The sequence below is a fragment of the Flavobacterium sp. Sd200 genome (genome assembly GCF_009826935.1).
Classification (GTDB): Bacteria; Bacteroidota; Bacteroidia; order Flavobacteriales; family Flavobacteriaceae; genus Flavobacterium.
This window is the reverse complement of record NZ_WUMN01000004.1, coordinates 347,922-360,715: the sequence shown is the minus strand read 5'-3', so window position 1 is coordinate 360,715 and position 12,794 is coordinate 347,922. Positions and strand designations below refer to the sequence as shown.

The window sequence follows — 12,794 nt, the reverse complement described above, 5'->3', positions numbered from 1 at the left end:
AAATAAGGGAACAATCAAAATTTATTCCGAAATTTGTATAAAATTAAAGTTTTTAACGGAGCACCACGCCGCTTTAAATTTTAATTTATCAATAAAGTTATGAGGACACGACTATTCCCTAAAAACGAACGCGGTACGGCTAATCATGGCTGGCTGCAGGCCAATTTCTCGTTTTCATTTGGTCCCTACTACAACCCGGACATGGCTCAGTTTGGCATGCTGCGCGTACTAAACGACGATACCATTGCTGCCGGTATGGGCTTTGGCACGCACCCGCACGACAATATGGAAATTATAACCATACCCCTTGAAGGTGGCCTGACACACCGTGACAGTATGGGTAACCAGGCTACTGTAAGTTTTGGCGAAGTACAGGTTATGAGCGCAGGCACCGGTATACAGCACAGCGAAATGAATGCGAGCGCTACCGAACGTGCAAAAACACTACAGTTATGGATCTTTCCGGAGCGGCAGGGAGTTACGCCTCGGTACGACCAAAAAGGTTTTGACCTTGAAGGCAACCGCAACCGTTTGGTAACTATAGTAACGCCACAGGATAAAAATGATGGCAATGCTTTATGGATACACCAGCAGGCTTTTTTGCACCTTGGCCTTTTTGATAATGATGCACCTCTAACTTATGACATAAAAATACCCGGTAACGGCATTTATCTTTTTCTTATAGAAGGCGCACTGGAAATTAATGGCGAAACCATAAACGAGCGTGATGCCTATGGAGCTGTTGAATTTGAAAGCCTTCCCATTAAGATCATAAAACCATCAAAAATACTTATTATAGAAGTACCAATGCAATTTAACGACAGCTATGGAAATTAAAGACAATGAATTCTCAAGGCAGTTTGAAACCACCACAGACGGAAAAACAGTAGCAATAGAATATTCTGTTCAGGAGCGCAAACTGTTTCTTACAAAAGTAAATATACCCGAAGGAGTTGAAGAAGAACCCTTGCTAACCGACTTTTTAAAAGAGATATTATCATTAGCCGAAGAACGCCGCCAGCGCGTAGTGCCTACCCACCCAAAGGTAGCGGCTTTTTTCAGGAAGAATCCGGGTTATAAAGATATGCTCCCTCCGGGAATACGATTATAATTTACACACACTAATTTCACAGATTATCACAAATTGGTTGGTGAAAATTTGTGAAATTAGGGTCAAAAAAACACAATAAATTAATACAGGAATGCAAAGTTTAAAAGGAAAGAATGCACTTATTACAGGTGCTGGTAAAGGAATAGGTAAAGCAGTAGCTCTTGCCCTTGCTGCCGAAGGTACTAACGTTATATTACTCGCACGCACCGCTGCCGACATTGAGTCTGTTGCTAAAGAAGCAGAGGCTTTTGGTGTAAAAGCTTTAGCGATAACTGCAGATATTGCCGATATAGATTCGGTTAATAATGCGGTTACCAAAGCAATTGACGAATTTAAAACCATAGATATTTTAATCAACAATGCAGGTATAGGTAAGTTTGGTAAATTCCTTGACCTTACTCCGGCCGAGTTTGAAAATATCATTAAAGTTAACCTGTTCGGAATTTACTATGCTACGCGCGCAGTATTGCCAACCATGATCGAAACACAGAGCGGCGACATCATCAATATATCATCTACGGCAGGTTTGCGTGGTGCAGCCGCCACAAGTGCTTACAGCGCCTCTAAATTTGCGGTGATTGGCTTAACGGAATCGCTTATGCAGGAAGTTAGAAAACATAACATCCGTGTAACATCGCTTACACCAAGTACCGTTGCTACCGATATGGCTAAAGACTTAAACCTTACTGACGGCAACCCTGAAAAAGTAATGCAGGCAGAAGACGTAGCCGAACTTATTGTTGCACAGCTTAAACTAAACAAGCGTGTGTTTATAAAAGAAAGCGGCATTTGGTCTACTAATCCGTAAAAATACATGGAGAATATTGCATGCCCGCTTTGTGGCTCAGCATCGCAACATTATTACACACAAGGGCAAAGGGAATTTTTACAATGTACCCTTTGCCTTTCGGTTTTTACGCACCCTAAAGATTATCTTTCTGCAGAAGCTGAAAAGGCACATTACCTTTGCCATAATAACGACCCCAAGGATGAGCGTTATCAAAATTTTGTAAGCCCTGTTACCAATGCGATATTAAACGATTTTAGTCCGCAACACAACGGCCTTGATTTTGGGTCAGGAACAGGCTCGCCGATCATGAAAGTTTTAAGAGATAATGATTATGATGTAGTTGAATTTGACCTGTTTTTTCATAATAACCCAAAGTTACTTCTGCAAAAATATGACTACATAGCCTGTAGCGAAACGGCAGAACATTTTAAAGAGCCTTATCGTGAATTTGAGCAACTTAAAAACCTGCTTAAACCTAACGGCAAACTATATATTATGACCGACAGGTTTGACCCTAACCGCGATTTTGCAACCTGGTTCTATAAAACTGATCCAACCCATGTTTTTCTGTATCATGAAAAAGCTTTTGAGTGGATACAACAGGAGTTTGAATTCAAAACAATTTCGTTGAATAAAAGACTGGTAGTTTTGGGGCTTTAACACCTATCTATTCATATAGATTAGTCATACGGACAAAGTACAACGAAGTATGACAATCTTTTCCGCTTTAGATTGCTTCGCCCCTCCTCCTTGCAAAGACAATACGAGAAGAAAGGAGTTTATATTGAGATTTCTCCATTCTCTCAAAACGCTAAAGATATAATAAGTCTTTAATTTTATATAGTAACTATGCCAAAAATGCCTCAAAAGCCTTAGCTATCCCATTATTTGCAAGAGTAGCATCGGTAAATTCTGCTTTAACAAGTCCATCTTCATCAATAGAAAGAAGCTTTACTTCCTGTAATGTATTTACAAGCTCCGGGTTCCACGGCATTTTTATTTTTACGTAGTTTTCTGTAAAACCGGTAATGTAGCCCTCCCTGTTTTCGCCTTCAAAAAGTACGGTACGGGTAGTACCCAATTGACTTTCATAAAATGCCCTGCGCTTTTTAACCGATAGGCCACGAAGCATCTTGCTGCGTTTATTACGCACATTCATAGTCACGGCACCGCCCATGCTTGCAGCAGGGGTATTATCGCGCTCACTATAGGTAAACACGTGCAGGTACGAAATTTCCATTTCGTTAAGAAAGTTGTAGGTTTCTAAAAAGTGCTCATCGGTCTCGCCCGGAAAGCCTACAATTACATCTACCCCAATACATGCATGTGGCATCACCTCACGTATTTTGTTTACACGCTCAGTATATACTTCTCGCAAATAACGCCTGCGCATTAGCTTTAAAATATCATTACTGCCCGACTGTAATGGAATATGAAAATGCGGCACAAAAGTGCGGCTTTGAGAAACAAATTCAATAGTCTCGTTTTTAAGCAGGTTAGGCTCTATAGACGATATACGCAAACGCTCTATACCCTCCACTTTATCAAGTTCCTGAACCAGCTCATAAAACGTATGCTCGTGCTTTTTGTTACCAAATTCCCCTTTACCATAGTCGCCTATGTTTACACCGGTAAGTACAATTTCTTTGATATTCTGAGCAGATATTTCGGCTGCGTTTCTCAATACATTTTCTAACGTATCGCTTCGCGAAATTCCGCGCGCCAGCGGAATGGTACAATACGTACATTTATAATCGCAGCCGTCCTGAACTTTAAGGAATGCACGGGTACGGTCGCCAATAGAATAACTGCCCACATAAAAATCAGCCTCCGATATTTCGCACGAGTGTACCTCGCCCAAATCGTTTTTGCTCAGGTCATTTATGTAGTCAGTGATTTTAAATTTTTCGGTAGCGCCAAGAACAAGGTCTACGCCATCTACAGCGGCAAGTTCTTCGGGTTTAAGCTGGGCATAGCAGCCCACAGCAGCTACAAAGGCTTTATCATTATGCTTAAGTGCTTTTTTTACAATCTGTTTAAACTGCTTATCGGCATTTTCTGTAACCGAACAGGTATTGATAACATAAATATCGGCAACTTCCTCAAAATCCACACGGTCAAAACCTTCCTCCTGAAAATTGCGCGCAATGGTAGATGTCTCCGAAAAATTCAGTTTACATCCCAGCGTATAAAAAGCGACTTTTTTTCTTGCTTCCATGATCATTTCTAAAGCCTTATAAATAAGCCTGCAAAGTTACGAACAAAAAATGATTTAAAAAATTGTTGTTTTATACAACACGAAGAATGGAACGCGGATGACGCGGATGCTACGCAAGCACGGATTTTCACAGATTAGCTTCACTCGCTTTAATAATTTATAATTCTTAGTAAACCTTGCTCCGATTCCTTTCTTCACGTACCGTCTTTGCGAGGAGGAACGACGAAGCAATCTAAAAAGATTGCCATACTCCATTTCACTTTGCCCGCAAAGACACCACGTGAAAAAATCCGCATAAATTCGCGATTGCGCAGCATCCGTGTCATCCGCGTTCCATAAACTAATTACTACATTAAACAATTAATGAATTATTACATTAACTAAAAGCCTCTGTCTCCAAACTCGCATCCCTATTTTCTAACACCGATGCTTCTTTATTCAGAAACTCATCTACATTACGGGCACACTCACGGCCTTCGCTAATAGCCCACACTACAAGGCTTTGTCCGCGACGCATATCGCCACAGGCAAACACTTTAGGATAACTTGTTTTATATGTTTTTTCGTCGGCTAAAAGATTGCCTTTAGCATCCGTAGCCATATCATAACGATCTATGAGTAACTGCTCCGGTTTTGAAAACCCAATGGAAATTAAAGCCATATCGCACGGTATAATCCTTTCCGAACCTTCTTTTTCTTTAGAGCTTACCGCCCTTCCGTTAGGGCCAAATTCCCATTCAAGGTCGGCTACCTTAAGGCCTGCAAGTTTACCGTTGCCATCGCTGATAAACTCTTTACTAACCGTGGCAAACAAACGTTCTGCACCCTCCTCCTGAGATGATGACACCCTATGTATTTGCGGATATTGCGGCCATGGTGTATATAAAGGCCTTTCGGTTCCCGGCTGCTGCATAAGTGCCAGTTGCGTGATTGATTTTGCGCCCTGCCTTACACTCGTGCCAATACAGTCAGACCCAGTATCACCACTGCCAATGATTACCACATCCTTTCCTGTAGCGGTTATTTCCTCATTTATAATATTGCTTTCAATATCGGAAAAAGCCAATGGGTCGGCACCCGCCACACGCTTGTTCTGTTGCTTTAAAAACTCCATGGCATAGTAAATACCCTTAAGTTCGCGCCGCGGAATAGGCAAATCGCGCGGCACCATACTGCCGCCCGCCATTACCACGGCATCAAAGTCCTGCAATATATCCGACAGGAATACATTAATACCCACATGCGCATGGTATTTAAACACAATACCACTTTGCTCCATTACGGCAACGCGCCTGTCTATAACCTTTTTTTCAAGCTTAAAATCAGGGATACCGTAGCGCAAAAGCCCACCTGCGGCATCGTCTTTTTCAAAAACGGTAACCCAGTGCCCGGCAGCATTCAGTTGGTCGGCAGCAGCAAGGCCTGCCGGGCCACTGCCCACAACAGCCACTTTTTTACCGGTGCGGTTTTCAGGCAGGAAGGGTTTTACAAAACCTTTTTCAAAAGCTATTTCTATAATGTGTTTTTCTATGGCTTCAATGGCCACAGCAGGGCGGTTAATGTTCAGCACACAAGCCGATTCGCAGGGTGCAGGGCATATCCTGCCAGTAAATTCCGGAAAGTTATTGGTAGATGTAAGTATCTCGTACGCTTCTTCCCACTGTTTGTTATACACCGCATCGTTAAACTCGGGTATTACATTGCCCAGCGGACAGCCGCTGTGGCAAAACGGCACACCGCAATCCATACAGCGCGACGACTGCTGACCCAATTTTTCTGCTGAATAGCCTGCCGTAAACTCGCCATAATGTTTTATACGCGCAGCCACAGGCTCTGTAGCCGGAAGCTCGCGGTTGTATTCTTTAAATCCTATTATTTTTTCCTGCTTCATTATTTCTTCTTTCTTACCTAACCTGCAAGGTTTTTAAAACCTTGTAGGTTTAATTTAACCAATTATTATATACCTACAAGGTTTTAAAAACACAGGTTTTCGGAAAACGAAAACAATATGTTTTTAGCTCCGTTAGGAGCGACATGTTTATAGAAAAAAGTACGGGATTTCTGTGAGCTTCGTAGAAGCGGCATGTAAAAATAACATGTCGCCCCTCCGGGGCTTAAAAAAATCGCTCTGTTTCTTTACTATAAACATTTCGTCCCTCCGGGACTTACTTTCTACACAAATGAAAATGACACTTTAATTATCTTCCGAACCCTCATGTTTTAAAACCTTGCAGGAGGTCAACTCCCATCTTAATACTTAATACTTGATACTTTGTACCTAATACTCCTTCTTCGCTTCCTCCAGCCTCTGCAATGCCTTTTTATAATCTTTAGGAAATACCTTCACAAAGTTGTCCAGTTGGTTATCAAAATCTTTAAGGATAAAATTAGCCGTGGCACTGCCCGTATATTCCAAATGTTTTTGCAACAGGCCGAAAAGCTCTTCGCGGTCGGCATCATTGCACTGCTCCAAGTCTATCATTTCGGGGTTACAGCGTTCGGCAAAGTCTTTATAAACATCATATATAAATGCGATACCCCCGCTCATACCTGCACCAAAGTTGCGGCCTATTTTACCCAGCACCACTACCCTGCCGCCGGTCATGTACTCGCAACCATGGTCGCCAATACCCTCAACAACCACCGTTGCACCCGAGTTTCGCACGGCAAAACGCTCTCCTGCACGCCCATATATATAGGCTTCGCCACTGGTTGCGCCATACAGCACCACGTTGCCCACAACACTGTTGGCCTCGGGCTTAAAGCCTGCATTTTGCGGCGGACAGATAACCAGTTTTGCACCGCTAAGGCCCTTGCCAAAATAATCGTTGGCATCGCCCTCTACACGCATGGTTAAGCCTTTAGTGGCAAATGCGCCAAAGCTTTGCCCGGCGGCACCATAAAACTGGAAGTTAAGCGTGTCCTGCGGCAGTCCGTCGCTTTTATACAGCTTGGTAATTTCGTTGCTTAGCAGCGTTCCCACTGCCCTGTCGGTATTTTTAATTTTAAATACGGCTTCCACTTTTTGGCCGTTTTGCAGGGCAGGCTGTGCCTTTTCAAGCAGCTGCCAGTCTAATATATCGCTTAGCCCATGGTCCTGCTCTTCAGTACAAAACAGGCTTACATTATCCGGGTTCGGTTCTTTGTACAACACACGCGATAGGTCTATATTTTTATGTTTCCAAAACTCAATATCATCGCGCTGTTTCAGGTTGTCGCTCTGGCCTATCATTTCATCAATGGTCCTAAAGCCAAGCTCGGCCATAATTTCGCGCAGCTCTTCGGTAATAAATTTAAACAGGTTTACCACATGGTCTACCTCGCCGGTAAAGCGGTTGCGCAGTTCTTTATCCTGTGTGGCAACGCCTACGGGGCAGGTATTAAGGTGGCATTTGCGCATCAGCACACAGCCTTCCACCACAAGGGCAGCCGTAGCCACACCCCATTCTTCGGCACCTAAAAGTGCCGCAATGGCAATGTCGCGGCCGGTTTTCATTTGCCCGTCGGCCTGAACCACCACGCGGCTGCGCAGTTTATTTTTAATCAGGGTTTGATGGGTTTCGGCAAGGCCAAGTTCCCACGGCAGCCCGGCATGTTTTACCGAGCTTAGGGGCGATGCACCCGTACCTCCGTCAAAACCGGATACCAACACCACATCGGCCTTAGCCTTTGTAACCCCCGATGCTATGGTACCCACACCTGCCTTGCTTACAAGCTTGACACTGATACGTGCCTTGCGGTTGGCATTTTTAAGGTCGAAAATAAGCTGTGCCAAATCTTCGATAGAATAAATATCATGGTGCGGTGGCGGAGAAATTAATCCAACCCCCGGTGTGGCGTGGCGCGTGCGGCCTATCCAGTCGTCTACCTTTTCGCCGGGCAGCTGTCCGCCTTCACCTGGTTTTGCACCCTGAGCCATTTTTATCTGTAGTTCATCGGCCTCGGTAAGGTAGCGGCTGGTAACGCCAAAACGCCCGCTTGCCACCTGTTTAATCGAACTGCGCATACTGCTGCCGTCTTCGGCAATTTCATAACGTGCTTCGTCTTCGCCACCCTCACCGGTATTGCTTTTTGCACCCAGTTTGTTCATACCCAATGCCAAAGTAGTATGGGCTTCCCAAGAGATAGAGCCAAAGCTCATAGCTCCGGTGGAAAAACGCCTGTATATGTTTTCGGCAGGTTCTACCTCATCTATAGAAATTGATTTTTGTTTTTTATCGAAAGTAAGCAGGCTTCGCAGCGTACAGGCTTTTTCGCCCTGCTCGTTAACCAATTTGGAGTATTTTTTAAACAGGTCGTAATCGTTAGTACGGGTTGAAAGCTGCAATAAATGTATGGTTTGCGGATTGAAGAGGTGAAACTCCCCTTTTCGTTTCCATTGCAGTTCGCCGCCCACAGGCAGCCTGTCTGACGGGATTTGTTTAGTACTGAAAGCAAAGCGGTGTTTTATTAGGGCTTCTTCGGCAATATCATCAAGCCCAAGTCCTTCTATGTTAGAGGTAGCCCCTGTAAAATACTGGTTTACCACTTCGCGATTAAGACCGAGTATTTCGAATATTTGCGCTCCCTGATAAGACTGGAATGTAGATATACCCATTTTAGAGAATACCTTTAACAATCCTCCGTTCAGCGCAGCGATGTAGTTATCTTTTAATTCATCCACCGACAATGATGTATCGCTCAATTCTTCGGCAATACGATCGCGTATGGTGGCAAAAGCCATGTAGGGATTAATAGCCGTGGCTCCAAAAGCAATAAGACAGGCCGCATGCTGCACTTCCCAAACATCTCCGGCTTCTACAATAATACCTACCTCCCCCCTCAATCCTTTACGGATGAGGTGGTGGTGCACTGCAGATGCAGAGAGTAATGATGGTATAGGTGCATGACGGCTGTCTATAGCCCTGTCCTGAAGGATGAGCATACGGTAACCGTCTTCCACTGCATCTACAGCATAGCGGCACACACGGTCAAGTGCTTTTTTAAGTGCATCGGGGCTGCCATCTGCCCTAAAATAACACTGAATGGTCTTGCTCTGAAAAGTGCCCGTATCTACACTGCGTATTTTTTCCAAATAATAGTTATCTAATATAGGATGGCGCAGCACAATACAGTGCGCAGCCAGAGGATCTTCTTCGAGTATGTTACCGCTTGTTCCTGCAAAACTTGCTAAAGACATTACGAGCTTTTCGCGTATAGGGTCTATGGGCGGATTGGTAACCTGAGCAAACAATTGTTTAAAGTAACTGCTGAGGTGTTGCGGTTCTTTACTCAATACGGCCAAAGGCGTATCAGTACCCATCGAGCCTACGGGCTCTTTGCCACTTAGAGCCATTGGCATTATTATATCTTCTATGGCTTCGGTAGTATAGCCAAAAGCCTTTTGGTATTTAAATACCTGGTCGTGTGCCAGTGCTGTAAATGTAGTACGCGGCTCGGGCACTTTACCCAGGGTTATCTTGTATTTTTCAAGCCATTCTGCATACGGCTGCTGCGAGCATATTTCCTTTTTAAGCTCATCATTAAAGATAATTTTTCCCTGTTCCAAATCTATCACGAGCATTTTGCCCGGACGGAGCCTGCCTTTTTTTACCACCTGCGAGGCATGTAAACCTAACACACCTGTTTCAGATGCCAGTATCATGCGCCCATCAGCTGTAATGCTGTAGCGTATTGGTCGAAGACCGTTACGGTCTAATGTGGCACCAATAGTTTTGCCATCGCTAAAACAAATGGCTGCCGGGCCGTCCCACGGTTCCATTAAGCACGAATGGTATTCGTAAAAGGCTTTTTGTACAGAGTCGAGGGCCTCATTACCGTCCCAGGCCTCGGGTACAAGCATCATTAATACGTGTGGCAACGAACGCCCCGAAAGCATGAGCATTTCGACCATATTATCAAGGCTGGCAGAGTCTGACTGTTTACCCGGTACCAGCGGCAGGAGCATATCAAACTCCTCACGCGTAAAGTGGGGCGATGCAAAACGCTGCTCGTTAGTACGCAACCAGTTAAGGTTACCCTGTAGCGTATTTATTTCGCCATTGTGGGCTATGTACCTAAATGGCTGAGCCAATGCCCATGACGGAAATGTATTGGTTGCAAAACGCGAATGCACCAAGGCATAGGCACTTGTAAGCCTTTTGTTTTGCAGGTCGGGAAAATAACGGCGCACCTGATTGCTGGTAAGCTGCCCCTTATATATTATGGTAGCCGCCGAAAGTGAGGCTATATAAAAACCTGTTTCATTTTTACGTATGGTACTGTTTATAGTATGCGATGCATAATTGCGTAGTACAAAAAGTTTGCGTTCAAACTCAATAGCTGTTACCATGCTCTCAGGGCGTTTTACAAACACCTGTTCAATTTCTGGCTCTACGCTCAGGGCTGTGTCACCAATGTCGTGGCGGTTTACCGGAACTTTACGGTAACCTAAAATATCAAGTCCCAACTGCTCGGCTGCGCTGCCAAATATTTCTTTACACTCTTCGTTAAAGTCCTTCCCTTTAGGAAAGAAAACCATGCCCACGCCATAATACCCGGCCTCAGGCAGACGGATGCCAATTTTTACACACTCGCTTACCAGAAATTCATGGGGTACCTGAAACGATATACCTGCTCCATCTCCTGTGTTATCTTCACAGCCACACGCACCACGGTGCTCTAAATTTTCTAATATGGTTAAAGCATCTGATATGTTCTGATGCGATTTTCGTCCTTTTATATTAGCCACGAGCCCTATACCACAGGCGTCGTGCTCATGGTCGGGATTATATAGCCCTTGCTGTCCGTTCTTCATTAATTTTTCCATTACTTCATTATTTATCCTAAATACAATACCTTTATACCGCAACCGCATATATAAAAGCTATTTGTAAAAGCGGGCGGTTAAATTATGAAAAATTTACATAACAAATGTTAAAACAACAACACCATTATTTAGAAACAAATCCAAATACGCCGTTTTACACACGTAAAATAGAATGTTTTAAATAATCGTCAATAAAAAAATCAAAAAAACCACCAATCGTTATATTCTTAAAACCACATGCGTTTATTTTTAAAATATCTGTATTCTATCTCATTTTTGTTACTTTTTGTTTCCTGTTCAAAAAAAGAAGAGGAAAACAAAGATGTATTGGTATTTAGATATAATGAAAACGCCGCCGTTAACTCTCTCGATCCGGCATTTGCCAAGATAAGACCTTCTATTTGGGTATGTAACCAGCTTTTTAACGGCCTTGTGCAACTTGACGACAGCCTGCACATTAAACCCGATATTGCCCGTTCGTGGACTGTTTCCCCAGATGGTAAAACCTACACCTTCAACCTCCGAAAGGATGTCTATTTCCATAAAAATATCCTCTTTGGTAAAGACAGTACCCGAACCGTGGTAGCTTCTGATTTTACATATAGTTTAAACCGCCTGCTCGACGAAAAAATTGCAGCTCCTGGCCGTTGGATACTGCAAAGTGTTGAAAAGTTCGAGGCCGTTAACGATTCGGTTTTCCAGATTAAACTGAACAAAACCTTTCCTGCTTTTTTAGGGCTGCTGACCATGAAATATGCATCGGTAGTGCCGCACGAAGCGTTCGACAAACCCGGGTATGACTTTAGGGCAAACCCTGTTGGCACTGGCCCCTTCCAATTTAAAATTTGGGAAGAGAATGTAAAACTGGTACTGCGCAAAAACCCGCTCTACTTTGAAAAGGACGATAAAGGTGTACAACTCCCCTATCTTGAAGCGGTTGCCATTACTTTTTTACCCGATAAGCAAAGTGGATTTTTACAGTTCGTACAGGGAAAACTGGATTTTGTTTCGGGTTTAGACCCGTCATATAAAGATGAAATTCTTACCCCAAAAGGTGAATTGGCTCCAAAGTACAGTAAAGATGTGAAAATGATCACCGGGCCATACCTTAACACCGAATACCTGGGTTTCAGGCTCGACGGTGCTGATAAAGCGGTTAAGGACAAACGCATCCGTCAGGCACTCAACTACGGGTTTGACCGTGCAAAAATGATATTGTTTTTGCGCAACGGTAGGGGCACGGCTGCTACCGGAGGCATGATACCTAACGGACTGCCCGGCTTTGGCGCAAAGGGCTATGATTATAATCCTGTAAAAGCCCGTGAGCTTATCGCAGGATACAAAAAACAAACCGGAGACAACAACCCGGCGATACAGCTTAGCACCAGTGCATCGTATCTTGATATTGCCGAATATTTGCAGCGCGAGTGGCAAAAATTAGGGCTTAATATTCAGGTAGATGTTAACCCGCCAAGTACATTAACACAGTCTATATCTAACGGAAAGGTTGGCTTTTTTAAGGCCAGCTGGATTGCCGACTACCCCGATGCCGAAAACTACCTTTCGCTTTTTTACAGCAAGAATTTTTCGCCGGGTGGGCCTAATTATACGCATTTCAGCAATCCTGAATTTGACAGGCTTTATGAGGCCGCTTTTCTTGAAACCGACGACACCAAACGCCAGGAACTCTACAAAAAAATGGATGCTCTTGTAATGGAAGAAGCTCCTGTTGTGCCGCTGTTTTATGACAAGGCTTCGCGATTTACCCGCAGCAATGTTATGGGTTTAGGTATCAATCCATTGAATTTATTGGTATTGAAACATACAAAGAAGGATTAATTTTTTGCACCAAATTACACGAATCATT

8 protein-coding genes are annotated in these 12,794 nt (G+C 43.8%); 5 read left to right on the top strand and 3 right to left on the bottom strand.

Going from position 1 to position 12,794, the window contains the following annotated elements:
- Window positions 1-99: 99 nt before the first annotated feature.
- From GR160_RS13465 to GR160_RS13450, 4 genes are all read left to right on the top strand, one after another.
- A complete protein-coding gene (locus tag GR160_RS13465) occupies window positions 100-837 on the top strand; it encodes a pirin family protein (RefSeq protein WP_160750392.1) in 738 nt (245 codons plus the stop codon).
- The gene (locus tag GR160_RS13460) at window positions 827-1,111 is read left to right on the top strand and encodes a GNAT family N-acetyltransferase (RefSeq protein WP_160750391.1); all 285 of its coding nucleotides are present in this window, start codon (window positions 827-829) and stop codon (window positions 1,109-1,111) included. The genes GR160_RS13465 and GR160_RS13460 overlap by 11 nt, the downstream gene beginning before the upstream one ends.
- A gap of 91 nt (window positions 1,112-1,202) precedes the next feature.
- The gene (locus GR160_RS13455; RefSeq protein ID WP_160750390.1) at window positions 1,203-1,919 is read left to right on the top strand and encodes a 3-ketoacyl-ACP reductase; all 717 of its coding nucleotides are present in this window, start codon (window positions 1,203-1,205) and stop codon (window positions 1,917-1,919) included.
- A 6-nt stretch (window positions 1,920-1,925) separates the two neighbouring features.
- Window positions 1,926-2,561 carry a class I SAM-dependent methyltransferase gene (locus tag GR160_RS13450; protein WP_160750389.1) on the top strand — a complete coding sequence of 212 codons (636 nt, stop codon included), beginning with the start codon at window positions 1,926-1,928 and terminating at the stop codon, window positions 2,559-2,561.
- A gap of 187 nt (window positions 2,562-2,748) precedes the next feature.
- Here the strand turns inward: GR160_RS13450 and mtaB are convergent, their stop codons facing one another.
- The 3 genes from mtaB to gltB form a co-directional block, all read right to left on the bottom strand.
- Window positions 2,749-4,119: a tRNA (N(6)-L-threonylcarbamoyladenosine(37)-C(2))-methylthiotransferase MtaB gene (gene mtaB / locus GR160_RS13445; protein WP_160750388.1), complete on the bottom strand. Its 1,371-nt coding sequence runs from the start codon at window positions 4,117-4,119 to the stop codon at window positions 2,749-2,751.
- A gap of 376 nt (window positions 4,120-4,495) precedes the next feature.
- On the bottom strand, window positions 4,496-6,010 hold the full coding sequence (locus GR160_RS13440) for a glutamate synthase subunit beta (protein ID WP_160750387.1): 1,515 nt from the start codon (window positions 6,008-6,010) through the stop codon (window positions 4,496-4,498).
- Between the two features lie 387 nt (window positions 6,011-6,397).
- The gene (gene gltB, locus GR160_RS13435; RefSeq protein ID WP_160750386.1) at window positions 6,398-10,927 is read right to left on the bottom strand and encodes a glutamate synthase large subunit; all 4,530 of its coding nucleotides are present in this window, start codon (window positions 10,925-10,927) and stop codon (window positions 6,398-6,400) included.
- A gap of 237 nt (window positions 10,928-11,164) precedes the next feature.
- On the opposite strand from gltB, the gene GR160_RS13430 reads away from it, so the two are divergent.
- Complete coding sequence (locus GR160_RS13430; RefSeq protein WP_160750385.1) at window positions 11,165-12,766, top strand: ABC transporter substrate-binding protein; 1,602 nt, start codon at window positions 11,165-11,167, stop codon at window positions 12,764-12,766.
- Window positions 12,767-12,794: the final 28 nt, after the last annotated feature.

Coding starts and splice junctions, on each gene's coding strand:
- GR160_RS13465 (WP_160750392.1), top strand. CDS start 100: ATGAGGACACGACTATTCCCTAAAAACGAACGCGGTACGGCTAATCAT.
- GR160_RS13460 (WP_160750391.1), top strand. CDS start 827: ATGGAAATTAAAGACAATGAATTCTCAAGGCAGTTTGAAACCACCACA.
- GR160_RS13455 (WP_160750390.1), top strand. CDS start 1,203: ATGCAAAGTTTAAAAGGAAAGAATGCACTTATTACAGGTGCTGGTAAA.
- GR160_RS13450 (WP_160750389.1), top strand. CDS start 1,926: ATGGAGAATATTGCATGCCCGCTTTGTGGCTCAGCATCGCAACATTAT.
- mtaB (WP_160750388.1), bottom strand. CDS start 4,119: ATGGAAGCAAGAAAAAAAGTCGCTTTTTATACGCTGGGATGTAAACTG.
- GR160_RS13440 (WP_160750387.1), bottom strand. CDS start 6,010: ATGAAGCAGGAAAAAATAATAGGATTTAAAGAATACAACCGCGAGCTT.
- gltB (WP_160750386.1), bottom strand. CDS start 10,927: ATGGAAAAATTAATGAAGAACGGACAGCAAGGGCTATATAATCCCGAC.
- GR160_RS13430 (WP_160750385.1), top strand. CDS start 11,165: ATGCGTTTATTTTTAAAATATCTGTATTCTATCTCATTTTTGTTACTT.